Source organism: Neobacillus sp. NPDC097160, from assembly GCF_044762155.1.
GTDB lineage: Bacteria > Bacillota > Bacilli > Bacillales > Cytobacillaceae > Neobacillus.
The window spans coordinates 62,719-88,720 of sequence record NZ_JBIWDU010000006.1; the positions used below are offsets into that span (position 1 = coordinate 62,719).

General features: G+C 38.1%; 20 protein-coding genes. All 20 read left to right on the top strand.

Annotated features, from left to right (window positions below; all coding sequences use genetic code 11):
* Positions 1 to 5: 5 nt before the first annotated feature.
* Positions 6 to 1,925 carry a flagellar hook-length control protein FliK gene (locus tag ACIQXV_RS10110; protein ID WP_402958406.1) on the top strand — a complete coding sequence of 640 codons (1,920 nt, stop codon included), beginning with the start codon at positions 6 to 8 and terminating at the stop codon, positions 1,923 to 1,925.
* Between the two features lie 16 nt (positions 1,926 to 1,941).
* The gene (gene flgD, locus ACIQXV_RS10115) at positions 1,942 to 2,379 is read left to right on the top strand and encodes a flagellar hook assembly protein FlgD (RefSeq protein ID WP_402958408.1); all 438 of its coding nucleotides are present in this window, start codon (positions 1,942 to 1,944) and stop codon (positions 2,377 to 2,379) included.
* A 38-nt stretch (positions 2,380 to 2,417) separates the two neighbouring features.
* Positions 2,418 to 3,458, top strand: coding sequence for a flagellar hook-basal body complex protein (locus ACIQXV_RS10120; RefSeq protein WP_402958410.1), 1,041 nt, complete (start codon positions 2,418 to 2,420; stop codon positions 3,456 to 3,458).
* A gap of 59 nt (positions 3,459 to 3,517) precedes the next feature.
* Positions 3,518 to 4,492 (top strand): flagellar motor switch protein FliM, encoded by a 975-nt coding sequence (fliM, locus tag ACIQXV_RS10125; RefSeq protein ID WP_402958412.1) that lies wholly within the window; start codon positions 3,518 to 3,520, stop codon positions 4,490 to 4,492.
* 1 nt (position 4,493) lies between these two features.
* On the top strand, positions 4,494 to 5,618 hold the full coding sequence (gene fliY / locus ACIQXV_RS10130) for a flagellar motor switch phosphatase FliY (RefSeq protein ID WP_402958414.1): 1,125 nt from the start codon (positions 4,494 to 4,496) through the stop codon (positions 5,616 to 5,618).
* Between the two features lie 31 nt (positions 5,619 to 5,649).
* Positions 5,650 to 6,012, top strand: coding sequence for a response regulator (locus tag ACIQXV_RS10135; RefSeq protein ID WP_402958416.1), 363 nt, complete (start codon positions 5,650 to 5,652; stop codon positions 6,010 to 6,012).
* Positions 6,013 to 6,071: 59 nt separating this feature from the next.
* The gene (locus ACIQXV_RS10140; protein WP_402958418.1) at positions 6,072 to 6,491 is read left to right on the top strand and encodes a hypothetical protein; all 420 of its coding nucleotides are present in this window, start codon (positions 6,072 to 6,074) and stop codon (positions 6,489 to 6,491) included.
* Between the two features lie 241 nt (positions 6,492 to 6,732).
* A complete protein-coding gene (locus tag ACIQXV_RS10145; protein WP_402958420.1) occupies positions 6,733 to 8,886 on the top strand; it encodes a HAMP domain-containing methyl-accepting chemotaxis protein in 2,154 nt (717 codons plus the stop codon).
* 291 nt (positions 8,887 to 9,177) lie between these two features.
* Positions 9,178 to 11,400 carry a HAMP domain-containing methyl-accepting chemotaxis protein gene (locus tag ACIQXV_RS10150; protein ID WP_402958422.1) on the top strand — a complete coding sequence of 741 codons (2,223 nt, stop codon included), beginning with the start codon at positions 9,178 to 9,180 and terminating at the stop codon, positions 11,398 to 11,400.
* A gap of 259 nt (positions 11,401 to 11,659) precedes the next feature.
* Complete coding sequence (locus tag ACIQXV_RS10155; RefSeq protein WP_402958424.1) at positions 11,660 to 13,657, top strand: chemotaxis protein CheA; 1,998 nt, start codon at positions 11,660 to 11,662, stop codon at positions 13,655 to 13,657.
* An 18-nt stretch (positions 13,658 to 13,675) separates the two neighbouring features.
* On the top strand, positions 13,676 to 14,101 hold the full coding sequence (locus ACIQXV_RS10160; RefSeq protein WP_402958425.1) for a chemotaxis protein CheW: 426 nt from the start codon (positions 13,676 to 13,678) through the stop codon (positions 14,099 to 14,101).
* A gap of 59 nt (positions 14,102 to 14,160) precedes the next feature.
* Positions 14,161 to 14,640 (top strand): chemotaxis protein CheW, encoded by a 480-nt coding sequence (locus ACIQXV_RS10165; RefSeq protein ID WP_402958427.1) that lies wholly within the window; start codon positions 14,161 to 14,163, stop codon positions 14,638 to 14,640.
* A gap of 38 nt (positions 14,641 to 14,678) precedes the next feature.
* Complete coding sequence (locus tag ACIQXV_RS10170; RefSeq protein WP_402958429.1) at positions 14,679 to 16,880, top strand: methyl-accepting chemotaxis protein; 2,202 nt, start codon at positions 14,679 to 14,681, stop codon at positions 16,878 to 16,880.
* Between the two features lie 80 nt (positions 16,881 to 16,960).
* Positions 16,961 to 19,210 carry a methyl-accepting chemotaxis protein gene (locus ACIQXV_RS10175; RefSeq protein WP_402958430.1) on the top strand — a complete coding sequence of 750 codons (2,250 nt, stop codon included), beginning with the start codon at positions 16,961 to 16,963 and terminating at the stop codon, positions 19,208 to 19,210.
* Between the two features lie 552 nt (positions 19,211 to 19,762).
* The gene (locus tag ACIQXV_RS10180) at positions 19,763 to 21,916 is read left to right on the top strand and encodes a HAMP domain-containing methyl-accepting chemotaxis protein (protein ID WP_402958432.1); all 2,154 of its coding nucleotides are present in this window, start codon (positions 19,763 to 19,765) and stop codon (positions 21,914 to 21,916) included.
* A 333-nt stretch (positions 21,917 to 22,249) separates the two neighbouring features.
* Complete coding sequence (locus tag ACIQXV_RS10185) at positions 22,250 to 23,047, top strand: CheR family methyltransferase (protein WP_402958433.1); 798 nt, start codon at positions 22,250 to 22,252, stop codon at positions 23,045 to 23,047.
* Between the two features lie 109 nt (positions 23,048 to 23,156).
* Positions 23,157 to 23,600 (top strand): YaaR family protein, encoded by a 444-nt coding sequence (locus ACIQXV_RS10190; RefSeq protein ID WP_402958435.1) that lies wholly within the window; start codon positions 23,157 to 23,159, stop codon positions 23,598 to 23,600.
* 88 nt (positions 23,601 to 23,688) lie between these two features.
* Positions 23,689 to 24,111, top strand: a complete 423-nt coding sequence (locus tag ACIQXV_RS10195) for a DUF6115 domain-containing protein (protein ID WP_402958437.1) — start codon at positions 23,689 to 23,691, stop codon at positions 24,109 to 24,111.
* Positions 24,112 to 24,126: 15 nt separating this feature from the next.
* Positions 24,127 to 25,017 carry a flagellar hook-basal body protein gene (locus tag ACIQXV_RS10200; protein ID WP_402958439.1) on the top strand — a complete coding sequence of 297 codons (891 nt, stop codon included), beginning with the start codon at positions 24,127 to 24,129 and terminating at the stop codon, positions 25,015 to 25,017.
* A 67-nt stretch (positions 25,018 to 25,084) separates the two neighbouring features.
* On the top strand, positions 25,085 to 25,942 hold the full coding sequence (locus ACIQXV_RS10205) for a flagellar hook-basal body protein (protein WP_402958441.1): 858 nt from the start codon (positions 25,085 to 25,087) through the stop codon (positions 25,940 to 25,942).
* Positions 25,943 to 26,002 lie beyond the last annotated feature (60 nt).

Here is a 26,002-nt window from a genome sequence, read left to right on the forward strand (position 1 = left end):
GATGTTTGGAAGTTACGCAATTTCCTATCAAAATAAATCAAACAAATCTGTCGAATGGTGGAAGACAAAAGTCAACTTCACAAACTAATGCTCCAGTGAATTCCTTCGATCAGATATTTGCTAGGTATAACTTTTCAGGTCGAACAATAGCGTCAGACCGGCAGTCAGCAGATTCTACTATCCAAAATGAATCTGATATGGAAGAGAGCAAACTAATAGAGCAAACCTTTCCCAATGAAGAAGAGTGGTTGGAATTAGACTCCATTTTGGCTGCATGGATTGCAGGGATCCAGCATAGACAGTATACACAGGAAACACCCCAGGATTCACCTAATAATTCATATTCAGCAAACAAAACTATGATACCGGCAAAGTCTCCAATGGTAGATTCACTAAAACAGACTACTACTGATGACAATAAAGGACTGGACCAGTGGATACAAAAGGTGGAAAACACGAATCCAACGGAAACCTTGAATCCGAGTCAGGTAATGCAGCGGTTAGAAAAGGTAATTGGTGAATTACAGTCACAAGACAAACAAAACTCTATTGAAGTACCTGTTGATATTGGAGACAAAATCCAATTGGTTTTGGATGAATCAAAAACAGGAAACAAATTTGTTGGCACAACACCGGTTATTAGACATTCGTTTAAAAATCCGTTCTTTTTTGATAACAAAATTCAGACGGATAGCATTAATACTATTCAGAATGGGAAGACAGGGGCGTTTCCTCTGCAAAATGTATCTGAAACAAAAGGTAACTTCCAAACTAATCTGACCAATCTTAATACAGATGAACGGTGGAAAATAAAAACATCTTTAGTTTCGGAAACTAAGCAAGTTCAACATATATACACCATATCGCGGGACCAACTAGATAATAGTTATTCAGGAAGTGAGTCACAAACACCGGAAGGATCGGCGGCGTTGTTAAATCAACACCATCAGGTCACTTCAGACTACAGTAAGGCATTGGCTCATTGGTTACATAGGGTGGAAGGCATTAATCAAGAATCAACCTTGGACTCGAGCATATTGATACAGCGATTAGCACATTTTATTAGTGAATTTCAGTTACAAGACAAACAAAACACTATTGAAATTCCTAATAATATTGAAGGCAAAATGCAAATGATCTTGGATAATGTACTCACATCACCCAGTTCTTTGTTTTCCAATTTGGATCCTATGGTATCGAATCAGGAAGACCTGTCCCTTTCTCAAGATGAGGCTATTTCTTTTCAAGAGAAACAATCTTTCACTTCAGCACAAACAGCAAAGTTCCGTGAGGAAGGTAAATTTGACCCAATTCCAATTCATCAGCAGTTGGAAGATTTAACAAAATCTACTGGACAGACGGTTATTATAAATCAGCAGCATGAATCTGAAGGATGGAACGTATCGAAGTCTGCCCCATCTTCGCCTATTCTTTCTGTCTCCGAATTTGTCCCGGAAGTGAGCGGATGGATTGGCGGTTATTTGAGGAGTACCAATGGACAATTAGGAAGCACAGAGGCAAGATTCTCTTTATATCCTGAACATTTAGGCCATATAGAGATCAAAATAACCTCTCAACAAGGACAAATATCGGCACAAATTTTGGCGGAAACAGGATTGGCGAAAGAAGCGCTTGAGGGTCAGCTTCACCAACTAAAGCAGGCATTACAACAGCAAGGTTTACTAGTAAAAAATCTGGAAATTGTGCAGCAAACACCTGTATCCTTGGATGCGAATCAAGCGAACTTAGCTTTTTCTCAAGGTGGTTCTCATTCATCCCATGAGCAACGGACATTCACAACAGATCAAAATGTTTCAAAAAAACAGAATGAGTCGGATGAAACCGAAATAGAGAAAGAGCCCATGCCTGTTCCATATAGAGGAGCTGTTCCAAGGACAGTCTCACAAATAGATTTTACAGCATAGAAGGGAGCTATCGTAAATGAGTACTTGGGTGGATGTCACCACTGTTTCCAAAAACAATTCTTTATACAATAATACTAAGTCTTTCGAACAAAAAAACATTCTTGGAAAGGACGACTTTCTTCGGATTCTTGTCACACAGTTGTCAAACCAAGATCCTTCTAGTCCTCTTCAGGATAAAGATTTTATTGCCCAGTTGGCAACTTTTAGTTCCTTGGAACAAATGACGAACCTAAATAAATCGTTTGAGAAATTTGCCAGTAGCCAAATGAATCAATATACTGCAGCGATTGGAAAAGAGATTAGCTGGACACCAGAAGGGAGCTTATCTCCTCTAACTGGTGTGGTAACTGGGGTATCTTCGCAAGACGGAAACTATTATTATATAGTTGGGAATGAAAAAGTCCCTACGGAAAGTGTTACCGAGATTAAGCAAGTCATAACTGCTTCGAAATAAATCAATCAAAAAGACTAGAAAATAAGGAGGAACACATTATGTTAAATTCACTATACTCCGGTGTTTCCGGATTGAAGGGCTCACAAACGAAACTTGATGTCATCGGAAATAATATCGCCAATGTCAATACAGTAGGATTCAAGAAGGGCCGAGTCGTGTTTCAAGATATTATGAATAAAAACATTGGTGGAGCGGTCGCGCCAACGGGCGTGCGTGGTGGGGTGAATCCAATGCAGATTGGTCTCGGATCAAGAATTGCGTCAGTTGATACGATTCATACTCCTGGAAGTCCAATGACAACAAATGTTGGTACCGATCTAGCTATCGATGGAGATGCGTATTTTGTTGTTACTCCTGAATATGGAGGGGGTACACAATACTTAACAAAAGCCGGTAATTTCACACGCGATGCAAATGGTGATCTAGTAAACTCCAACGGATATTTAGTGTTAGGGGTGTACAAGGATAATTTAGGGAATCTATTTCAAGCTCCAATTAATATAACAGACTATAATAAACCATTAACTCTTGCCGATGGTTATTTGGATGATGGTAGTGGTACTGGAAGCGTTACGGATCTTTCTGGTAATCCTACTCCTTACAAGGTAGATGGTAATGGGAATATTGTCGATGGTAATGGTGACCCAGTGACAAAACTAGTGAAATTCACGTCCTATTCAATCGATTATAATGGTTATATAAACGTGGTTGATGAATCGGGGAATAGTGGGAAATTAGCATATGATGCCACTAATGATAAATATTATCTGAACAACTCTGCAGTAAATCAAGACGATAACATTTCAGTAGGTACAAGTGTCGTTCTCAACCCGGGAGGTTTAAAAAAGGTCGGGAATACATTGTTTGAAGTAACTGCAAACTCCGGGCAACCTGATTTTGGACGAATTGAGGACAACAAAGGCGGGCAAATTATTTCCGGTGTTCTAGAAATGTCTAACGTTGATTTAACCGAAGAATTTACTGAAATGATTATAGCTCAGCGTGGCTTCCAGGCAAACGCGCGAACAATAACTACTTCGGATTCAATTTTGGAAGAAATTGTTAATTTGAAACGATAAAAATATTTTCAAAGAATAACAAGATTCAATAACTCAGGGAAGAGTTAGGGGGATGCCCATTGGCAGATATATTATCGCAACTTGAAATCGATGCCCTTTTATCAGCCTTAAATAATGGCGAATTGCAAGCATCCGATGTAACAGAACAGAAGGAAAAAGTAAAAGTATATGATTTCAAACGGGCGATGCGGTATTCTAAGGAGCAATTACGCAGCATTACCAGAATACATGAAAATTTTACCCGATTACTGACATCCTATCTTTCAGCTCAACTCAGAACGTTTGTTCAAATTGAAATCGACCTGGTAGATCAAGTAAACTATCAGGAATTTATCGCGTCCATCCCCTCGCGAACAATTTTGAACATTTTTGAGGTGAAACCGATGGATGAAAAAATGGTCATGGAAATAAATCCACAAGTGGCCTACTCCATCTTAGAACGTTTGCTAGGAGGACAAGGGGATCCGTCTAATCGAAACGGAACTTTAACAGAAATCGAGACGGTGCTCATGCAAAAGATTTTTACTCGTGCGTTTGACATGTACCAAGAGGCATGGAAAAACATTGAAAATATTAAGGTGAAATGGGAAGCGATTGAATCCAATCCGCAATTTATTCAAATCGCATCCCCAAATGATACAGTGATTATCATCGCACTCCGAACTACAATAGGGGAAATAACGGGTCGGATGACACTTTGTTTGCCGCATTTCATCGTGGAACCAGTACTGCCAAAATTATCTACACATCAATGGCTTTCATCCATGGCGAAGACCGCCGTTCCACAGCATGATATTTTGAAGGATAATCTAGACACAGTAAATATCCCCGTGGTTGCTGAAATCGGCAAGGCAACCTTACAAGTTTCCGATCTCTTCAACCTGCAAATTGGAGATGTGATTGGAATTGAAACTGGGAAACTAGAAGTCAAAGTAGGACAATTGACGAGGTTTCTGGGCAACCCCGGCCTTCAAAAAGGGCATTACGCTGTTCAGATTGAACAAATAATCGACTCGGAAGGAGATGATCAATAAAATGGGCGATGGTTTACTATCACAAGAAGAGATCAATGCGCTGTTCAATCAAACAGATGCAAAATCGTTATCTATCGATGATTTTTTAAGCTCCATGGAGAAAGACGCATTAGGCGAGATTGGGAATATATCGTTAGGAAGTTCTACCACGGCTCTATCTACACTGTTGAACCAACGGGTAGAGATCACTACGCCTACACTCTCTGTTATTGAGCGGGATCGAATGGAAGAGGTCATACAGGAAAAGAAAGTAGCCGTACACGTAGACTACACGGAAGGCATCCGAGGTAAAAATATGTTGATGATCAAAGAAAATGATGCCAAAATTATTGCCGATTTGATGATGGGCGGTGATGGTACAGGGGGGGACTTTGAACTTTCGGAACTGCATTTAAGTGCTGTTCAAGAAGCTATGAATCAGATGATGGGGTCAGCCGCTACCTCCATGTCGACTTTGTTTCAGCAAAAAGTGGATATTTCTCCGCCTTCCATAGATGTACTCGGTTTACCGCCAAAAAAATTAGAACAATTTGAAGAAGATATTATCATCGAAGTTTCCTTTCGTTTAAGAGTAGGAAGCCTCATTGATTCTAATATGATCCAGTTAATACCTTTATCTTTCGCAAAAGAGATGATTCAACAAATCCTTTTTCCCGCTAGTACAGACGTACCTAGTTCGGTTATAGAGGAAGCCGTAGCTACACCTATTCAGGAAGTGTCAGTCCAAACCACTGCTGTTCCGCAGTCTAACGTAGTATCAATTCCACAAAGCCCTATACAAACTACGGCCAATGCCAACGTACAAAAAGTCGAATATGCTGCTTTCTCAGAGAAATCAGCAGCTAACGGTGCAAATAATGGTCCAGGTAATATCGATATGTTATATGATATTCCGTTGGGGATTACCGTGGAGTTGGGACGTACGGAAATGCAAATTCGAAAAATCCTTGAATTGGGGCCGGGTGCCGTTATACAACTAGATAAATTGGCAGGCGAACCTGTGGATATCCTAGCAAACCATAAGTTAATTGCCAAAGGGGAAGTGGTCGTGATCGAAGAGAACTTCGGTGTACGGATCACAGACATTATTAGCCCTGTTGATCGTCTATCCAAGATGACTATGTAAATAACAATAATGAATATTGGAGGAGCATAATATGGCAAGGGTTTTAATCGTAGATGATGCAGCTTTTATGCGCATGATGTTAAAAGATATTTTGAACAAGAATGGACTGGAGGTTGTTGGAGAAGCAGTGAATGGAGTAGAAGCCATAGAAAAATACCAGGAACTGCAGCCAGATGTAGTGACAATGGACATTACGATGCCTGAAATGGATGGAATTACGTCTGTTAAGCAAATTAGAGCACTTCATCCACAAGCTAAGATCATTATGTGTTCGGCTATGGGACAACAACCGATGGTATTAGAGGCGATTCAAGCAGGTGCGAAAGATTTCATTGTAAAGCCATTCCAAGCTGACCGGGTCATTGACTCGATTAATAAAGTGATAGCAAGCTAATTACCCTCGATTCCTGGTTTTACCATTTTAAGGAAAAGGAAAAATAAGGAGGGGAACTTTTGGGTACACCGCAATTATCGAATTGTCCAAAATGCGGGAAGCTCTTCCTGCGCCTAAGAAATATTTGTGACAGTTGTAATCAAAAACAAGAAGATGATTTTCTGAAGGCAGCCGCGTATTTGCGGGAGCATTCCGGAATTACGATTCAAGAACTAAGCGATGAGACTGGCGTTTCGGTAACTCAAATCCGTCATTTTATCTGGGCAGGTCGAATTTTGGTTGATCATTTCCCTAAACTATCTTATCCCTGTGAAACGTGCGGAAATATGATAAACAAGGGAAGAAAATGCGCAGACTGCATGGATACTCTTAATAAATTGGCCAATAACATTGCTAAAAGAGAAGAAAAGGAAAAAGGAGACCGCAGCCATGAACAGAAGGAATTGGCGGGTGGTTATATATCCCAATACTTAAAATAAACAAGCGAGACATGATCGGTTCCGGTCACTCTCGCTTTTTTTAATTTGATTAAAGGGAGAAATCTTAGTTTGATGGAAAGGGGTTTTGAGCTATTATCAAACAACCAATCATTTTCAAAAAAAACAAAAAAGTCAAAAAGACTTCAAAAAGGTTTGGTTAAAATGTAAAAAATTATGCTATTATGAGGTGTATATATTTATCATGGGAAGGTATTTGAGGCTAAAAAAGGAGAGATAAATAATGTTGAGAAAAGTTTCAATGAATGTGAAACAGTGGGGCAGTTATATCATCGTGATCTTATTTTTTGTAGTGGTAACAGATGTTTCTTATAATAATGTAAACCACCTAAGAGATCAAACTCAATATATAGGAAAAACGGACGTACCAAAGATTGTATTAGTAGGAAGCTTAAAAGAAGACTTTTCCCGTATTAGTTTATATTCAACGAAACAGGCATTTGAGCGTGGTGAAGCTGATAAATTAAACATGGAGAAGGTAGTTAATGAAGATATCACAAAGGTAAGAAAGAATATAAAAGAAATGGATAAACTAGACCTTTCTACTCAAGATAAAAAGTTATTAACTGAATTCAGTGAAAACTTTGAAGAATATGTTGGAAGTCTTCCATCATTCTTTGAGACATCTAGAAGCAACAATTATGACTTAATACATACACAAATAGGGTTATTGGCGACTCAGGAAGAAAAAATCTTCACTTCACTTGGTGACCTCAATATGGTTGCCCAAAAAGGTGCCAATGATACCCTCAAAGCATCCGTCCAAGATTCAAATAAGTTTAATTATGAAGTATTAATCCTGTCTGTTATAGCCTCTCTTTTTAGTGTTCTTATAGCATTCCTAATGACTAGACTCATTCGTAGAGCTGTTATCAGAGTAGTAAAAAATGTTGATATTACCACAAATTCTGTTAGTGAAATTAAAAAATTAATTAATCAAACCACCAATAGTTCACAGGAATTAGATACTTCCATGAACAAAACTAACCATTCTGTAAGCGAACTTGTTGCTTCTATTCAACAGGTAGCGGGGTCCACCAATATAACAGCAACTGGAGTAGATGAAATATCTGCTGCGATTGAACAAATGAGTGCGACAATTAATTTAGTTGCAGAAAGTGCTGGACAATTAGATGCTTCAGCGGAAGAAACATCGTCTGCTATCCAAGAAATGATGGTTTCTGTCGAACAAGTGGCTGAAAATGCTGGTAATGCGGGTGCAAGTGTAGAACAAATCTCTTTAGCAATTGAATTAATGAGCAAATCTATTAAGGCGGTTAGTGAAAATGCTGTTAGTTTACACCAGACTGCTGAACAATCATCTAAAACGGTTGAAGAAATGGTCGTTTCAATTGAGAAAGTGGCTGACGGTGCGCAAACTGTCAACCAACTTAGTAATTCTGTTAAGAATGATGCCCTTGAAGGAACTGTCTCGCTGAATGAAACATTGAATGGGATGAAAGAGATTTCTCAGGTGATTAGCCAAGCAAGTGATGTGATGGAGAACTTGGGAAAAAGTTCGGAAGAAATTGGCAGCATTATCAAAGTTATTGATGATATCGCTGAACAAACGAATCTATTAGCACTCAATGCCGCGATCGAGGCTGCACGTGCCGGAGAGCATGGAAAAGGATTTGCGGTTGTTGCAGATGAGGTGCGTAAACTAGCCGAACGTTCTGCAATGGCAACAAAAGAAATTTCAGTCTTAATCAAAGGGATTCAAACTGAAACGGCTGTTGCCGTCACGTCAATCAAAACAGGTGCCGATAAAGTTAATATTGGAAATCAACTGGCAGAAAAAACGAATCAGGCTATTAAGAAAATAACTGAAGGTATTGCCCAAGTGACAGAGGAAATGAACCAAATTGCCAAAGCCACGGAAGAACAAACGAGTAATAGCGAATTCATCACAAAAGTGGTTGAAAATTTTACGGACCAAGCAATAGAAATGACTTATTCAACAAAAGAACAATCAATTACGGCTGAAGAAATCGTCACGGGCATAATTAATACAAAAAAACAAGTTCAGCAAATCAGCATGGCAACGGCTGAACAAGCAAAAGGCGGTATCGCCATCGTAGACGCAATTGAAAATGTCACAACCCAAACCAGCTCAGTAACTAATGCAACTAGAGAACAGGCCCTAACAGCCGGAGAAATTGTTCGAAGCATCAGAAGTATTAAAGAAATGGTTCAACAAATGACGATAGCGACGAGTGATCAGGCCAGATATGGTCAAGAAATTGCCTTAGAGGTTGAAAATGTTCAGAAACAAACGGAAGAATTAAATACTAGCATTGAAACGCAAACGAAAGAAGCGGAAGAGGTAGTACACGCAATCGCTGATGTAAATATACAAATAGAAAAACTAAAATAATTGAGAGATGTGATGAAACGCCTTCGCAAAATTTGCGCTGGCGTTTTATCATATGAAAGAGTTAAAAACCTGTTTGATGGAAAAGAGCCTTTTGACCTGTTTAACGAGTTGTAAGACCCCTACTGTTTTAATCAAAATTCTGAGTTATTCCAAAAAAGTTGAACGAAAAGGAATCTAAAATTTAAAACTATCAAAATAATTTGGATTTAAGATCAAAAATCATGGTAAAATGAGGTATATATCAAGAAATATAAAAGGTCATTTGATTCTATTCGGGGGAGAAGGTAAATAATGTTGAAAATACCGTCAATTAACGTATCAAGCAAGGCATTTAGACCAGCAGTAAGAAAAGTGTTAAATAGATTGTCTATGAATGTGAAATTATGGGGCAGTTTTATCATCGTTTTATTATTTTTAGGTACTATTTCTTTAGTTTCCTACAATAATATTAACCAATTAAATTCTCAAATGAGTTATTTAGGAAATACGCAAGTGCCAAAAATTGAATTAATTGGTAACTTGAAAGAAGAGGTAACCAATATTCGTCTCTATGCAACCAAACACGCGTATGAGGCTAACGCGCAGGATAAGGAAAATATCGAGAAATTTATGGCCGAAGATGTTAAAAAGGTAAGAAAAAATATAAAAGAAATCGAAAAACTAAACCAATCTACTAATGGAAAAATTAATAATGAATTACTAGAAGGATTCAGCAAAGATTTTGAAAAATTTGTTGCCCTTACACCAACTTTCTTTGAAGAATCTAAAAGTAATGAGTATGAAACAGTCCATGCGCAAATGGGGTTATTAGCAGCACTTGGAGGAAAAGCCACCATCTCACTTGATGAATTGGCAAAAGGTGTTCAAAAAAGCAATAATGAGATGATTAAAACTACTGGACAAGATGCATCAGGTTCCATTAATCAAATTATTATCGTTTCTATTGTAGCCGTACTTTTTAGTGTTTTAATTGCTTTCTTTGTGACCAGACTTATTCGTCAATCTGTTACTAAAGTTGTAAAAAATGTAGAAGTCACAACTAATTCCGTTGCTACGATTAAAAAGGCTATTGATAATACCTCTAATAGTGCACAAGAATTAGATGCTTCTATGAATAAAGCAAATGATTCTGTAAGCGAACTGGTTGCTTCTATTCACCAGGTAGCAGGGAACACCAACGTGACTGCATCTGGTGTGGACGAAATCTCCGCTGCGGTGGAACAAATGAGCGCTTCGATTAATTTAATTGCAGAAAGTGCAGATAATTTGGATACTTCTGCGGAAGAAACTTCTTCAGCTATTCAAGAAATGATGGTTTCTATTGAACAAGTAGCGATTAACGTTGGTAATGCGGGTACAGGTATAGAACAAATTTCTAAGGCAATTGAGTTAATAAGTAAATCTATTAAAGAGTTTAGCGAAAATGCAGTTAATCTGACTACAACGGCGGAACAATCTTCTGACACGGTTGAGGAAATGGTCGTATCGATTAAGCAAGTAGCAGACAGTGCGTATACAGTTAACAAACTTAGCAATTCCGTTAAGAATGATGCGTTTGAGGGAACAATCTCACTGAATGAAACATTAAATGGGATGAAAGAAATTTCTCAGGTGATTAATCAGGCAAGTGATGTAATTGCCAACTTAGGAAAGAGTTCCAAAGAAATTGGCAGTATTATCGAAGTTATTGATGATATCGCTGATCAAACCAATCTTTTAGCTCTTAATGCCGCGATTGAAGCCGCACGCGCGGGTGAACATGGAAGAGGATTTGCGGTTGTTGCCGATGAAGTACGTAAATTAGCTGAAAGATCCGCAAAAGCAACAAAAGAAATTGCTGTCCTAATCAAAGATATTCAAAATGAAACCGCTGTTGCCGTCACTTCTATCAAAGAAGGTGAAGAGAAAGTTAAGGTAGGAAATCAATTGGCGGAAAAAACAAATCAAGCAATTAAGAAAATTTCTGAAGGTATAGTCCTAGTAACAGAGGAAATGAACCAAATTGCCAAAGCCACTGAGGAACAAACAAAGAATAGCGAATTCATCACAAAAGTGGTTGAGAATGTAGCGAAACAAGCAACAGAAATGACGCTATCAACAAAAGAACAAGCAATTACTGCTGAGGGAATCGTTAAAGGCATTATCGAAGGTAAAGAACAGATGCAACAAATAAGTATGGCAACGGCGGAACAAGCACAAGGGAGTCAAGCAATCGCAGCTGCAATTGAAAATGTTACCATCCAATCTAGTTCTGTGACAAGTGCTACAAAAGAGCAGGCTCTAACTGCCGAAGAAATCGTTCGAAATATCGCCAATATTAAAGAAATGGTCCGACAAATGCTGATTGCCACGAATGATCAAGCAAGATATGGCCAAGAAATCGCCTTAGAGGTTGGAAACGTTCATAAACAAACAGAAGAATTAACAGCTGGAATTGAAACAGAAACCAGAGAAGTGGAAGAAGTGCTACACGCAATCAATGATGTAAATCAGCAAGTTAAAAAACTAAAATAATTGACGTAGAGAATGAGACACTTTCGCAGAATTGGCGGAGGTGTTTTATCAATGGACGCTTGACTCACTTTTTTGATAGAAAGAGAATTTTATCAAAAATACCACTAAACTTTAATGTAATTATCAAAAAAAGACAAAATCCAATAAAACTATCAAAATAATTTGAGTGATGAGTCAAAAAATATGGTAATATGAGGTTAATATACCACTTTTACAATATTAAATCACTATTGTCTGCGATTTGCGAGGGGAGTTTAAAATGGATTTAAGTAATTATTTAGAAATGTTTATCGAAGAATCAAAAGATCATTTGCAAGCAATAAACGATGAATTGTTAAAACTGGAAATGGAGCCCAATAATACGAGTATTATTAACGAAATCTTTCGGTCAGCCCACACGCTTAAAGGGATGGCTGGGTCGATGGGGTTTGATGACCTGGCGTCATTGACTCATGAAATGGAAAACGTTTTGGATCTTCTCCGTAATTCCAAATTGGCTATCACAACAGAAATAATGGATGCCATTTTTAAGTGTGTAGATTTCATCGAAAAAATGGTAGAAAGCGTCGAGCAGGGTGGCGATGGAAAAGAAAATGTTGTGGATATCGTATCACAGCTAGAACAAATTCAAAATCCATCCAGCTTGCATCATGCAGACGTTCTTGATGCCTCTCTTGAGGTGGCTGTTGCTGCGGAGCTAGTGATTGATGAGTATCAATATACAGTAATCAATGAAGCAAGGCTGACTGGCAACCAAGTATTTCAAATCACGGTAACATTAGATGATCGATGTGTGATGAAATCGGTACGGGCCTACATGGTATTTCAAGTTGCCGAGGAACTTGGTGAAATCATTCAGACCCATCCAACTGTAGAAAAAATAGAAGAAGAGAATTTTGGCGATTCATTTTCTCTTTTGCTGTTGTCACAGCGTGAGATGCAAGAGATTCAAACACAATTAGCAAATGTCTCTGAAGTCAAAGAAGTCATCGTATCAGAGCGAATACACCAAGAAATGGTATTGGAAAAAGACGTTGATAAACCAAGTCAGATAAACCAATCACAAGACAAAGAAGATTCGGCTGATAGCAAGAAAAAACATCGTTCAAAATCGATTCGTGTAGATATTGATAAACTGGACCATTTAATGAATTTATTCAGTGAATTGATCATTGACCGAGGAAGACTAGAACAAATAGCTCGTAAATCAGGGCTTTCTGATCTAACGGAGACAGTTGAGCATATGACCCGAATATCAACAGATCTGCAAGATCTCGTTTTAAACATGCGCATGGTTCCTGTAGAGCAGGTATTTAATAGATTTCCTCGGCTGGTGCGAGACCTGGCAAAAGAACTGAATAAGAAAGTTCAATTAGTGGTGGAAGGTGCAGAAACAGAATTAGATCGTACAGTCATTGATGAAATCGGAGACCCATTGGTCCACCTCCTCCGAAATGCCCTAGATCATGGACTTGAGTCTGCAGAGGAAAGAAAAGCTAGTAATAAAAACGAAGAAGGTACAATTTTTTTGAAAGCCTACCACGGTGGAAATCATGTGTTTATTGAAGTGGTTGATGATGGGAAGGGCATTAACCGTGAAAAAGTGATGAGCAAGGCGATTGAGCGCGGCGTCATATCGTCAGAAGAAGCAAAATCGCTTACAGATCAACAAATTTATGCCTTAATTTTTTCATCCGGATTTAGTACGGCCGATAAAATATCAGATATTTCCGGACGTGGTGTGGGCCTTGATGTTGTGAAAACAAAAATTGAATCTTTGGGTGGTGTAATCAGTATTGATTCGACACCAGGGCAAGGGTCAATATTCCACATCCAGCTGCCGCTAACTTTATCAATCATTAATTCAATGTTAGTGAAGGTGGAGGATGAAACCTACGCGATTCCTTTTAGTTCGATTGTGGAAATTACGATGGTTTCACCAGATACTGTTTCAAACCTGCATGGACAAAAAGTAATTCAGTTCCGTGGACAAGTTGTTCCGTTAGTTTATTTAAATGATGTATTCTATGTACCTTCATGCGAAATAGAGTTCAACGAACAACAGCTTTATATAGTAATAGTTCGAAAGGGAGCGAAGACTGTAGGGTTAGTGGTTGATTCTGTTCTTGGACAGCAAGAGGTAGTTTTGAAATCTTTAGGAGGTTTCTTAAACAACCTGTTTGCTATATCAGGAGCAACAATTCTTGGAAACGGAGAAGTCGCGTTAATAATAGATTCTAATCAGTTTATCAAATAGAAAGGAAGGTCGTTCTCAATGAAAATGTTGAAAATAGTCGCCTTTAAATTGGGAGAAGAAGAGTACGGATTAGACATTGATCAAGTGCAGTCCATCGAACGAATCGATCATATTACCAGAGTTCCCAATGCGCCATCGTATGTAAAAGGCGTGATCAATCTTCGCGGAAAGGTCAATCCGATTATTGACCTTCGAAGTAAACTAAACCTTGGACAAGCACAATACACTGAAAATACACGAGTAATTATCGTAAAATATGAGGATATTGATTTGGGATTAATTGTTGATCACACCAGTGATGTGATTGATGTGGAACCTGAGTCAATTGAAATGATTTCTTCCAGTAGTTTTAATGCCGACTATTTTAGAGGTATTGCCAAAGTCGAAGGGCGATTGATTATTTTAATAAAGCTAGCAGAACTAATGAAATCTACCACTGACTGAAAATAGTAATTTATTGAATGGAGCGGGTCTATATTATTAATGAAGAAAAGGGGGTTCATATGATGGACCAAATCAATTTTCAAGATTTTAAGGCACTCATTTTTAAAGTCGGCAAGGAAGAGTATGGAGTACATATCAATCAAGTGGTCTCTATTGAACGAATGCAGGCCATTACTCCTTATCCAAATCGGCAGCCCCATGTACTGGGAGTTACTTCAATTCGAGAAGTAGTGACACCTATTGTTGACGTCCGTACTGCGCTAACAGGGGAGACAATAAAACTAACGGATGATATGCGTATCATTATCGTTCAGGTTGGTGATAAAGAAATCGGACTTGTGGTCGATGCGGCAACGGATGTGTTGGATATTACTTCCGACACGATTCAACACCCCAATCTATTGGAGGAAAAAAATATTTCTTATCTGAAAGGAATTGCTAAACAAGGCAATCGATTATTAATCCTGTTAGAAATTGAAAAGTTACTACAAGACACAACGAATTTAGATGAATTAAAAAAAATAAAAGATGAGTTTTAGTTCGTTAAGAATTATTAGAATCAGAAGGAGAAAGTTAAATGTTTCGTAAAACATCAAGTAAAACATCAAGTAAAGCACCAAATAAGATGAGAATGAAGATACCAATGAGCGTACAACAGTGGGGGAGCTATCTCATCATCATCTTATTCTTAGCTTTTATATTTTTTGTTTCTTATAAAAATATTAATAATTTAAGTGGAATTATAAATAAATTAGGGAATGAACAAATTACGAAAATTAAATTAGTGGGAGATATAAAAGTAAAGCAAGCGCAAATTCGTAACGAGTTAGTCAAGCATTCGGTTACGACAAATGAAGAAGATAAAGCAAAAGCTGAGAGTCTAATAAAAGATGACGCCAATCAAATTAGAAAAGATATAAAAGTACTGGATAATTTTGTTGTTACTGCTGAAACGAAAAAGGATATTGCAACTTTCAGTGAAAACTTTGAAAAATTGATGGAAAATACTCCATCTTTCTTCCAATATTCTAGAAGTTACAATTTTGACAGTATCCAACAACAGTTACTTCTAGTGACAAGTTACGCTGATAAAGCTGACAATTCACTTAATATCATTGGAGCTGGGATCGACCAATTCAATGATATGATGGTCAAAGAATCTAAACAAAATTCTGTGAGTTCAGTAAATCAAATTATTGTGGTTTCTATTATTGCTATTCTATTTAGCATTTTAATTTCCTTCATTACTACGAGAGTTATTCGCCGTGCAGTTAATGGAGTTGTAAAAAATGTAGATACCACTACTAATTCGGTAGCTGAAATAAAAACATCTATTGATAAAACGGCTATCAGTGCACATGAATTAGATGCTTCTATGAATAAGGCGAACGATTCCATAAGCGAACTGGTGGCCTCTATTCAACAGGTTGCAGGTAATACCAATGTAACAGCTACTGGTGTGGATGAAATCTCCGCCGCGGTGGAACAAATGAGTGCTTCTATTAATTTGGTTGCTGGAAGTGCAGATTATTTAGATGCTTCGGCTGAAGAAACATCTTCTGCTATTCAAGAAATGATGGCTTCAATCGAACAAGTAGCGGTAAGTGTTGGGAATGCGAGTGTAAGTGTGGAACAAATCTCTTCATCCATTGAAGAAATGAGCAAGTCCATTAAAGGGGTTAGCGAAAATGCAGTTAGTTTGACTGATACTGCTGAACAAACATCTGAAACCGTTGAGGAGATGGTTGTTTCCATTAAGCAAGTGGCCGAAAGTGCGCAAACAGTTAACGAACTCAGCAACTCTGTTAAGAATGATGCTCTTGAAGGAACAATCTCTCTAAATGAAACCTTGAATGGGATGAAAGAAATCTCTGAAGTGATTAACCAAACGAGTGATGTAATCGAGAACTTAGGGAAAAGTTCTGAAGAAATTGGTAGCATTATCGAAGTCATTGATGATATCGCAGAACAAACCAATCTATTGGCACTCAATGCTGCGATTGAAGCTGCACGTGCTGGAGAACATGGAAAAGGATTTGCTGTTGTTGCCGAAGAGGTCCGTAAATTAGCCGAACGGTCTGCAAAAGCAACAAAAGAAATCGCCGTCCTAATCAAAGGCATCCAAAATGAAACTACTGTTGCTGTTACTTCTATCAAAGATGGGGAGCAGAAAGTAAATGTTGGGAATCAATTGGCTGAAAAAACGAATCAAGCAATCAAGAAAATTTCAGAAGGGATTGCCCAAGTGACTGTAGAAATGAACCAAATTGCCAAAGCGACGGAAGAACAAACGCAAAATAGCGAATTTATCACTAAAGCGGTTGAGAATGTAACGAAACAAGCAACAGAAATGACGCAATCTACAAAAGAACAATCAATCACAGCCGAAGAAATTGTCAGAGGGATTAATGACACAAAAGAACAAGTTCACCAAATTAGTATTGCTACATCAGAACAGGCACAAGGCAGTCAAGCAATCGTAACAGCAATTGAAAATGTCACAACCCAATCTAGCTCGGTGACCAATGCAACGAAAGAACAGGCACTTACTGCCGAAGAAATCGTTCGAAATATTAGTAATATTAAAGAAATGGTCCAACAAATGACGATTGCTACAAATGACCAAGCAAAATATGGCCAAGAAATCGCCGTAGAGGTTGGAAATGTCCAGAAACAAACGGAAGAGTTAAATGATAGCATTGAAACGCAAACAAAAGAAATAGAGGAAGTAGTTCATGCAATTACTAACGTAAATACTCAAATTGAAAAACTTAAATAATTGTATGTGATGAAACGCCTTCGTAGAAAATGCGAAGGCGCCTTTCATATATTTTCATCCGGAAGTGGAGATGGTAAAACATGTGGAGAAAATCATCAAATAAATCAACGAGCAACGAGCCAAGAAAAGAGGTAAATAAATGGTATCGTAAAGTATTACATAAAGTTTTCCGTAAACGATCATTTAAAATGTCAATGAATATGAAACAATGGGGCAGTTATATTATTATCATATTATTCCTAGCAGCAATCACTTTTGTTTCTTACAAAAATATTAACGATTTAAGTGATCAAACGCATTATTTAGGAAATACACAAGTGAAAAAGATTAAATTGATTGGAAATTTAAAAGAGGAGTTCACCCGTATACGACTATATTCTACCCAACATGCATTTGAACAAAATCTGCAAGATAAAGATAAAATGGAGAAGTTTGTTAATGAGGATTTAGTGAAGATAAGAAACAATATAGATGAAATGGAAAAACTAAATCAGTCTAATAAAGATGAAAAATTATTAGAAGAGTTCAGGAAAAACTTTGAAGGTTATGCAGCTATTATTCCATTTTTCTTTAAAGATTCTAAAAGCAACAATTATGAATTTTCCCATCTACAGTTGGAGGTAATGGCTCCTCTTGGAGAGAAAACGGTTATTTCTCTTGATAAGCTTGCTAAAAATATCGAAAATGATGCAGATGCAGTCATCAAGACTACTGAGCAAACCTCATCTCAATCTACAAAACAAGTTATTGCTGTTTCTATTGTTGCTGTTTTATTTAGCATCTTAATTGCATTTTTTATCACGAGACTAATTCGTCGTTCTGTTTCAGGAGTTGTAAAAAATGTAGGCATCACCAATAATTCCATTATTGAAATTAAAAAGTCTATTGATCAAACGGCTATCAGTGCCCATGAATTAGATGCATCGATGAACAAAGCAAACGAATCTGTTAACGAACTGGTTGCTTCTATTCAACAGGCTGCAGGGAACACAAATGTAACAGCTTCCGGCGTCGATGAAATCTCCGCTGCGATCGAACAAATGAGTGCTACCATTAATTTAGTTGCAGAAAGTGCTAATCATTTGGATACTTCTGCCGAAGAAACATCCTCTGCGATTCAGGAAATGATAGCTTCTATCGAACAAGTTGCTGGAAATGCTGGTAATGTTGGTGCAAGTGTGGAACAAATCTCTTTAGCGATTGAATTAATGAGTAAATCCATTAATGGGGTTAGCAAAAATGCCGTTAGTTTGCACCAGACTGCTGAACAATCGTCGGAAACGGTTGAGGAAATGGTCGTTTCAATCAAGCAAGTGGCAGACAGTGTGCAAACAGTCAACCAACTTAGCAACACAGTTAAGGATGATGCCCTTGAAGGAACCATTTCGCTAAATGAAACTTTAAATGGGATGAAAGAAATATCACAAGTGATTAACCAAGCAAGTAATGTAATGGAGAACTTAGGGAAAAGTTCTGAAGAAATCGGCAGCATTATCGAGGTCATTGATGACATCGCCGATCAAACGAATTTATTAGCGCTCAACGCTGCGATTGAGGCGGCACGTGCAGGAGAACAGGGAAAAGGATTTGCGGTTGTGGCAGATGAAGTTCGGAAACTTGCGGAACGGTCCGCTACAGCAACTAAAGAAATTGCTATTCGAATCAAAGGGATTCAAAATGAAACGGCTGTTGCTGTCACTTCTATCCAAGAGGGAGCTCATAAAGTAAAGGTTGGTAATCAACTGGCTGAAAAAACGAATCTAGCAATTGCGAAAATTTCTGAAGGAATAGCCCAAGTGACAGAGGAAATGAATCTAATTGCCAAAGCCACCGATGAGCAATCAAGGAATAGCGAATTCATCACCAAAGCAATTGAGAATTTCATGGAGCAAGCAACAGAAATGACGTATACTACAAATGAACAATCAACTACAGCAGAAGAAATTGTCATCGGGATTACAAATACAAAAACACAGGTTCAGCAAATTAGCATGGCAACGGCTGAACAAGCGAAAGGTGGCCAGGCCATCGTCGATGCAGTTGTAAATGTTACAACCCAGTCTAGTTCTGTGACAAATGCTACTAAGGAACAGGCTCTAACTGCCGAAGAAATCGTCCGCAATATCGGCAGTATTAAAGAAATGGTTCAACAAATGACGATATCGACAAGTGACCAAGTAAGATATGGTCATGAAATCGCTTTAGAGGTTGGAAATGTTCAGAAGCAAACCGGGGAATTAAATGCTAGCATTGAAACGCAAACAAATGAAGTAGAAGAGGTAGTTCAAGCAATTACAGAAGTAAATACACAAATTGTAAAACTAAAGTAAAAGGATGATCGGATAAAATGCATTCGCAAAATTTGGAGGGCACTGAAAAACCTTCGGTTTTTCGAAAATTTCTAAAGCAAGACTAAAAAAAGACGACTTAAAATTCACATTTGAGAATTTTAAGGTCGTCTTTTTTCAGTCATCGGGACTATTATGTTCCTATTTTTGATCTATTAGATTCAATATTCTTTTTAAATTCACCGTAAATATTGCCATGGCACCTTGCAATTGTATGCCAACATTTGAAATTGATTACCTATAATTATACAACAAAAAAGGTATAATCCCCTTATTATTAGAGGAATTATACCTTTTATTAAAATAAAGCCTAATATAAAAACTCGGTGAATGGAGTGGAAATCAACAGACAAGTTTAAAGCACCTAAATTTAAAGTGACTTTTTCAGTGCCCTCCAAAATTTGCGAATGTTTTTTGTATTTTACACCTAAATATAAAAATCAAACAGACACAAAATCTACCAAAATGTTTGAATTTAATCAAAAGAAAAATGATAGTATGAGAGATATGTGAGTCAAATGGGAGGAAAAAGGGATGATAACTAAATTGTCGATGAAAACAAAATTATGGGCTAGTTTTATTGCTATTTTATTATTACTTTTGGTGATTAGTGTTAGTTCTTATATAAGCATAAATAAAATGTCCAATTCTATTAATGAAATTACCAACAAGGAAGTTGTTCGAGTAACAACAATCGGAAAGCTTACCGTAAATATGACGCGGGTAAGATTATTCGTTGCAAAGCACGGAACAGCATATGACCAAGCCACGATGGATATGTCAGAGAAATTTTTAAATGAAGATATTAAACAAATTAACGTAAATTTAAAGACTTTACGCCCGATGTTAAAAGAAAAAAAAGACCAACAAAGACTTGATGAATTTGTACATCAATTTAATGAATATCAAAAATTGATCCCTATTGCTATGGAAAGGTCAAGGGCGATGGATATGAAAGGGTTTACAGAGGTGTTTAATAAGTGTGGTCCAATTGGTGAAAAGGCAGTTGCTCAATTAGCGGCAATTCAGACTGATCGAGAACAGGCTTTGGATAAAACTTCGGAGAAAACTTCAAAATCCGCACATACAAGCAAGACCCTAATCATTATTATTTCTTCTGTTTCAACGCTTTTGGGTGTAGTTATCGCATTCCTGATGGCAAAAGTAATCTCGCGCTCGGTTATTGGAGTTGTGAAAAATGTCGAAATTACCACTAAATCTGTCACTGGAATTAAACAATCGATTGATCAAACCGCTAGCAGTGCGCAAGAATTAGATGCTTCTATGAATAAAGCAAATGAATCTGTAAGTGAACTAGTTGCCTCCATTCAACAGGTAGCGGGGAACACGAATGTAACAGCAACTGGTGTGGATGAAATTTCCGCAGCAGTGGAGCAAATGAGTGCATCTATTAATTTGGTAGCGGAAAGTGCAGATCATTTAGACGTTTCTGCCGAAGAAACCTCTGCAGCTATTCAAGAAATGATCGTTTCAATTGAACAAGTAGCGATTAACGTAGGGAATGCGGGAGCAGGCGTGGAACAAATTACAAAGGCGATTGAATTATTGAGCAAGTCCATTAAAGGGGTAAGCAAAAATGCAGTAAATCTAACTACTACGGCTGTACAATCTTCCGAAACAGTCAAGGAAATGATCGTTTCAATCCAGCAAGTGGCAGACAGTGCACATACGGTTAACCAACTTAGCAACTCTGTTAAAAATGATGCTATAGAAGGTATAGCCTCTCTGAATGAAACCTTAACTGGGATGAAAGAAATTTCACATGTAATTAACCATGCAAGTGATGTCATGGAGAACTTAGGGAAAAGTTCGGAAGAAATCAGCAGCATAATCGAAGTCATTGATGATATCGCCAATCAGACGAATCTATTAGCGCTAAATGCCGCGATTGAAGCCGCACGTGCTGGAGAACACGGAAAAGGGTTTGCGGTAGTTGCCGAAGAAGTCCGTAAACTTGCCGAACGTTCTACTCTGGCTACAAAAGAAATTGCCTTTCTCATCAAAGGGATTCAAAATGAAACGGTTATTGCCGTCACCTCCATCAAAGAAGGGGAACAAAAAGTAGAAGTTGGCAATCAATTGGCGGAAAAAACGAACCAAGCAATTAAGAAAATTTCTACAGGCATTACCCAAGTGACTGACGAAATGAACCAAATTGCCAAAGCCACGGAAGAACAAATAAAGAATAGTGAGGACATCACAAAAGTGGTTGAGGATTTTACGGAGCAAGCAACAGAAATGACCTATTCTACTAAAGAGCAATCAATCACTGCGGATGAAATTGTAATAGGAATTACAAATATTAAAGAACAAGTACAACAAATCAGTAAAGCAACAATTGAACAAGCGAAAGGTGGTCGTGCAATTTTCGAAGCAATTGAAAACGTCACCACCCAAACCAGCTCTGTGACAAACGCCACCAGGGAACAGACCCTTACTGCTGAAGAAATCGTTCGCAATATTAGTGGTATGAAAGAAATGGTCAAACAAATGAGGATAGCGACGAATGACCAAGCAAGATACGGTCAGGAAATAGCGTTAGAAGTTGGAAACATACAGAAACAAACAGAGGGATTAAATGCTAGTATTGAAACGGAAACCATAGAAGTTGACGAGGTAGTCCAGGCTATCACTGGAGTAAATACACAAATTGCCAAACTAGAGTAATAGGATAAAATGCCTTCGCAGAAATTTGCGGAGGCGTTTTATTATTTAACCCCTAAAAAATCTGGAGGGACCAGATTTGCTTCCGGCGTGTTTGGTGGAGGAACTTTTTATAAAAAACCAACAGAGACTAATAAAGTTATATAAAAATCACAAAAACGATCAAAAAGTTTGAATTTAATCTGAAAAATTATGGTAGTATGGGATATATATTTATCTTTTTGATTTAAATATAAAAAATGGAAAATCTAAAATAATTGGCTTAAAGGATGGAACGTTTCCACATTGTTCGGGGAAGGGTTTTTTCAGATTCCAGCTTAAAAAGGAAGAGATCATTTGATAAATAAACTTATGGAATTAGCTTTAACAATTAAGGAATTTTGCGGAATTGATTTCACTACGAATCTTGCAAATTTAGAATTGAAAGTATCTAGAAGGCTAAAAGAATTGGTGGTAACATTGGAAGAATATTTGGTCTATTTACAGATAGACCCGATCGAATGGGAGAAACTAGTGGACCAGATCACGATAAATGAAACCTACTTTTTCAGAGAATTCAGCCAACTAGAAGAATTTCAGAATCTCCTAAAGAAACAGACAGGCAAACAAATCAATGTGTGGTGTATCCCTTGTTCAACGGGTGATGAAGCCTATTCTCTTGCGATTTTAGCGCATGAATTAGAATATTCAACAGGTAATCGCGTCAGAATTGTCGCTTCCGATATAAATAAAAAGGTATTGGATCACGCAAAAAAAGGATTTTATCCAAAGAATTCTTTGGCATTTAGAAGACTACCGGAAAATAAGGAATATCTTAAAAAGTATTTTTTTGAAACAGAAGCTGGCTATGAGGTGATAAATGAAATTAAACAAATGGTTTCCTTTGAACAGTTTAACTTGACCGAGTATCCTTCGTATGCCAAATTCCATCAAATCGATTTTATTTTCTGCCGAAATGTCTTGTTCTATTTTAACGAAGAGATTATAAAAAAAGTAATCGAGAGTTTTCATACAGTCTTAAAAAATGATGGTTTTTTATTTTTAGGACACGCAGAGTCAATCTCAAGTTTTGAGAGTAACTTTGTCTCAGTACACACAAAAGATACTTATTATTACAAGAAAGATATTCAGTAATTTCTAATGAATTTTGTGAGGAGTTACGGTATAATTAGTTCATTATTTTGATTTATTTTGATAGGATAGATAGAGTAATATTTATTCGGAAAGCTGAGGTTGAAATCATTTGAAAATACAAGAACCGGTTAGGACGAACATGGCTGACCCAAGACTCTCAACAACCGACCGCTCTTCCAGCAACACAGCATCATTTCAAAGAATTATGAACTCCTATTCCAAAGAACTCACCCAGGATCACCTCCATCAACTGATGCAAGATATTGACCAGCAAGGGGGAGTGCTAAGCGAAAAGCCAACATTTCATGAACTTAGTAAATACAAGACCCTAGTCAAACAATTTATCGGCGAAGTCACAAAAAATGGGGTGGGTTTGTACCAAACAGACAGCTGGGATCCGTATGGTGGAAATCAAACACTGAAAACGGTTCAAGTTCTCGACCGCAAATTGATGGAACTAACGGACCATGTATTAAATCAACAAAATGCCGGTCTTTCTATATTGGAACGAATTGGAGAAATTAAAGGCTTATTAATCAACCTTTATACGTAGTATTTCCTTACTTAAAAGGCAAATATGTCATGGTTCTTACTTTACTTTACTCTAGCTGCATAAGAAAAAACAGAAAGGGAGCGAATAAGTGCAAAAATATGTAATTGAAATCCTGTTAGGCCTCAATTTGATTGGCGTGATTTATTTGGCTATTCGGGTCTCCTTCAACAATAAATTTGAACCCCAGCAGAAATTACAACAAAAAATGAACGAAAATCAAAAACAAATAACCCGTGAAATTACTGAGTTAAAAATAGCCGTAAATCACTTTCGTAAAACCTTTCAACAGGAGACCGAGCAATGGCGGAGCGATAGGGAAGCATTGGAGGCATCAATAGAGGCTACTAGGAAATCAAACACTGGTCAGAATTTATTATTAAATGATCGTTATAAGGAAATTTTTGATTTACAGGCTCAAGGGCTTTCCGTCGATCAAATTGCCAAGGAGCTTGAAAAAGGCTCCGGCGAAGTAGCCTTCATTTTACAACTGGCTGCTCAAGCACGTACTTAAGAAAGGGGTTTAATCATGATAAGAGGTTTGTACTCTGCAGCATCAGGAATGTTTGCATTGGAACGGAAACAAGAGACTTTAGCCGATAATCTAGCCAATGCGCAAACACCTGGCTATAAGAAGGATGACGCGGTCCAGCGGGCGTTCCCAAAACTATTATTGCAACGCATTCGCGACTTTAGTGAAAACGGAAACGTCCAAGCTGCCGGCGCCTTCCAATTACCTGGACAGGCGGTTCGGATTGGAGAACTATCTAACGGAGTATATACACAGGAACGAATACCAAGTTTCAATCAAGGGTCACTCGTTCAAACGTCTAATCCGTTGGACCTAGCGATTGAAGATCAAGGGATTCCTACGCAAATGATTAATGGCCGGCAAGTGAAGCCGGCTGCCTTCTTTGCCGTTCAGATGCCTGATGGTACCGTTGGCTACACACGGAATGGGAAGTTCGATTTAGACGCAAATGGTCATCTTGTCACCTCAGAAGGGTATCTTGTATTGGGGGCGGATCATACACCGGTCACGATCACAGATAGTATTTCAAAAGAGGATTTGTCCATTAACGCGGATGGCCAGTTGATTGCTTATCCTAGTGATCCTTCTAAAACAAGGGTGGCCGGTCAGATTGGCATCGCGGTGGTGCAAAATCCACTCGATCTTCGCAGGGTAGGAGGAAATGTATTCCAGTCAGCGAATCCGGTGCCATTTATCCAAGACGCTGGAGGTACCAACCCTGGGGTTTCTCTTCATCAAGGTTTCATTGAACAATCAAATGTCGATACCGGCCAAACGATGACGGATATGATGATGGCAATCAGAGGGTATGAGGCAAATCAAAAGGTGATTGGCGTTTATGATAACTCCTTGCAGCAGCTATACTCGATTGGAAAGATCAACGGATAACGTGAAGTCTCTACCAGTGAGACTGTTGATGTGCGATAAATAACGTTAAGAATAGGGGATAAGGAAATTGAATACGTCATTATTTATCTCATCCGGTGCATTGCAAGCATACCAACAAAAAATTGATACGACCGCAAATAATGTTGCCAATGTAAACACGACCGGATTTAAACGCAAGGACCAAAGCTTTTCTGAGATTTTAGCTTCGCAAATTAACAATCAAAGCCGGACAAATCAGGAAATCGGACGGCTTACACCAAATGGTTTGCGAGTTGGTTATGGCACACGCACAGGGCTAACTCAACTGGATATGGATCAAGGACAAGCGATTCAAACTGGCAATCCTTTTGACCTGATGATCTCCGGAAATGGTTTTTTCCAGGTAGGGTATCCATCTGCGACCGCTGGTGGGGCAAACGAAGTGAGGTTTACTCGAGATGGGAATTTCCATGTAAGTCCCGATGCAAATAAACCGGGGAGCTATCATTTAGTCAATGCAAATGGCGGCTTCTTGCTAGATCAGAATGGAAAGCCGATTGAACTGGATGGTCAATATGAGGTAAATATTGATTCTACAGGTCAAATTCAGCTTAAAAATAAAAATGGGCAAGGCGCAGCATTCCTTTCAGCGCAGCAGGTTGGCATTGTCGATATTCAAAATCCGCATGTCTTACAGAATGCCGGGAATAATGAATTTGCGATTGATCCTAGCGCGTTAACTAATGGAGCAACTGCGGCTAACTATGTGAGAATGATGACCCCTGGTGAGGCGCAAATATCAACTGGTTATTTAGAAGGATCGAATGTGGATTTGTCGAAAGAAATGACAGATCTGATGATAGCGCAACGCGGATTTCAATTAAATTCTAGGGCGGTTTCCTACGCTGATCAGATGTCCGGGATTGCGAATAATATATTGAAGTGATTTTTTAGAATTGGCCGCTACCTGCTGAATGACTGCTAGGTGATTGCGGCTTTTTGCATA

Bases quoted from the DNA above. Each gene is read 5' to 3' on its own strand.
- flgD (WP_402958408.1), top strand. From the start codon at position 1,942: ATGAGTACTTGGGTGGATGTCACCACTGTTTCCAAAAACAATTCTTTA.
- ACIQXV_RS10120 (WP_402958410.1), top strand. From the start codon at position 2,418: ATGTTAAATTCACTATACTCCGGTGTTTCCGGATTGAAGGGCTCACAA.
- fliY (WP_402958414.1), top strand. From the start codon at position 4,494: ATGGGCGATGGTTTACTATCACAAGAAGAGATCAATGCGCTGTTCAAT.
- ACIQXV_RS10135 (WP_402958416.1), top strand. From the start codon at position 5,650: ATGGCAAGGGTTTTAATCGTAGATGATGCAGCTTTTATGCGCATGATG.
- ACIQXV_RS10145 (WP_402958420.1), top strand. From the start codon at position 6,733: ATGTTGAGAAAAGTTTCAATGAATGTGAAACAGTGGGGCAGTTATATC.
- ACIQXV_RS10150 (WP_402958422.1), top strand. From the start codon at position 9,178: ATGTTGAAAATACCGTCAATTAACGTATCAAGCAAGGCATTTAGACCA.
- ACIQXV_RS10155 (WP_402958424.1), top strand. From the start codon at position 11,660: ATGGATTTAAGTAATTATTTAGAAATGTTTATCGAAGAATCAAAAGAT.
- ACIQXV_RS10160 (WP_402958425.1), top strand. From the start codon at position 13,676: ATGAAAATGTTGAAAATAGTCGCCTTTAAATTGGGAGAAGAAGAGTAC.
- ACIQXV_RS10165 (WP_402958427.1), top strand. From the start codon at position 14,161: ATGATGGACCAAATCAATTTTCAAGATTTTAAGGCACTCATTTTTAAA.
- ACIQXV_RS10170 (WP_402958429.1), top strand. From the start codon at position 14,679: ATGTTTCGTAAAACATCAAGTAAAACATCAAGTAAAGCACCAAATAAG.
- ACIQXV_RS10175 (WP_402958430.1), top strand. From the start codon at position 16,961: ATGTGGAGAAAATCATCAAATAAATCAACGAGCAACGAGCCAAGAAAA.
- ACIQXV_RS10180 (WP_402958432.1), top strand. From the start codon at position 19,763: ATGATAACTAAATTGTCGATGAAAACAAAATTATGGGCTAGTTTTATT.
- ACIQXV_RS10200 (WP_402958439.1), top strand. From the start codon at position 24,127: ATGATAAGAGGTTTGTACTCTGCAGCATCAGGAATGTTTGCATTGGAA.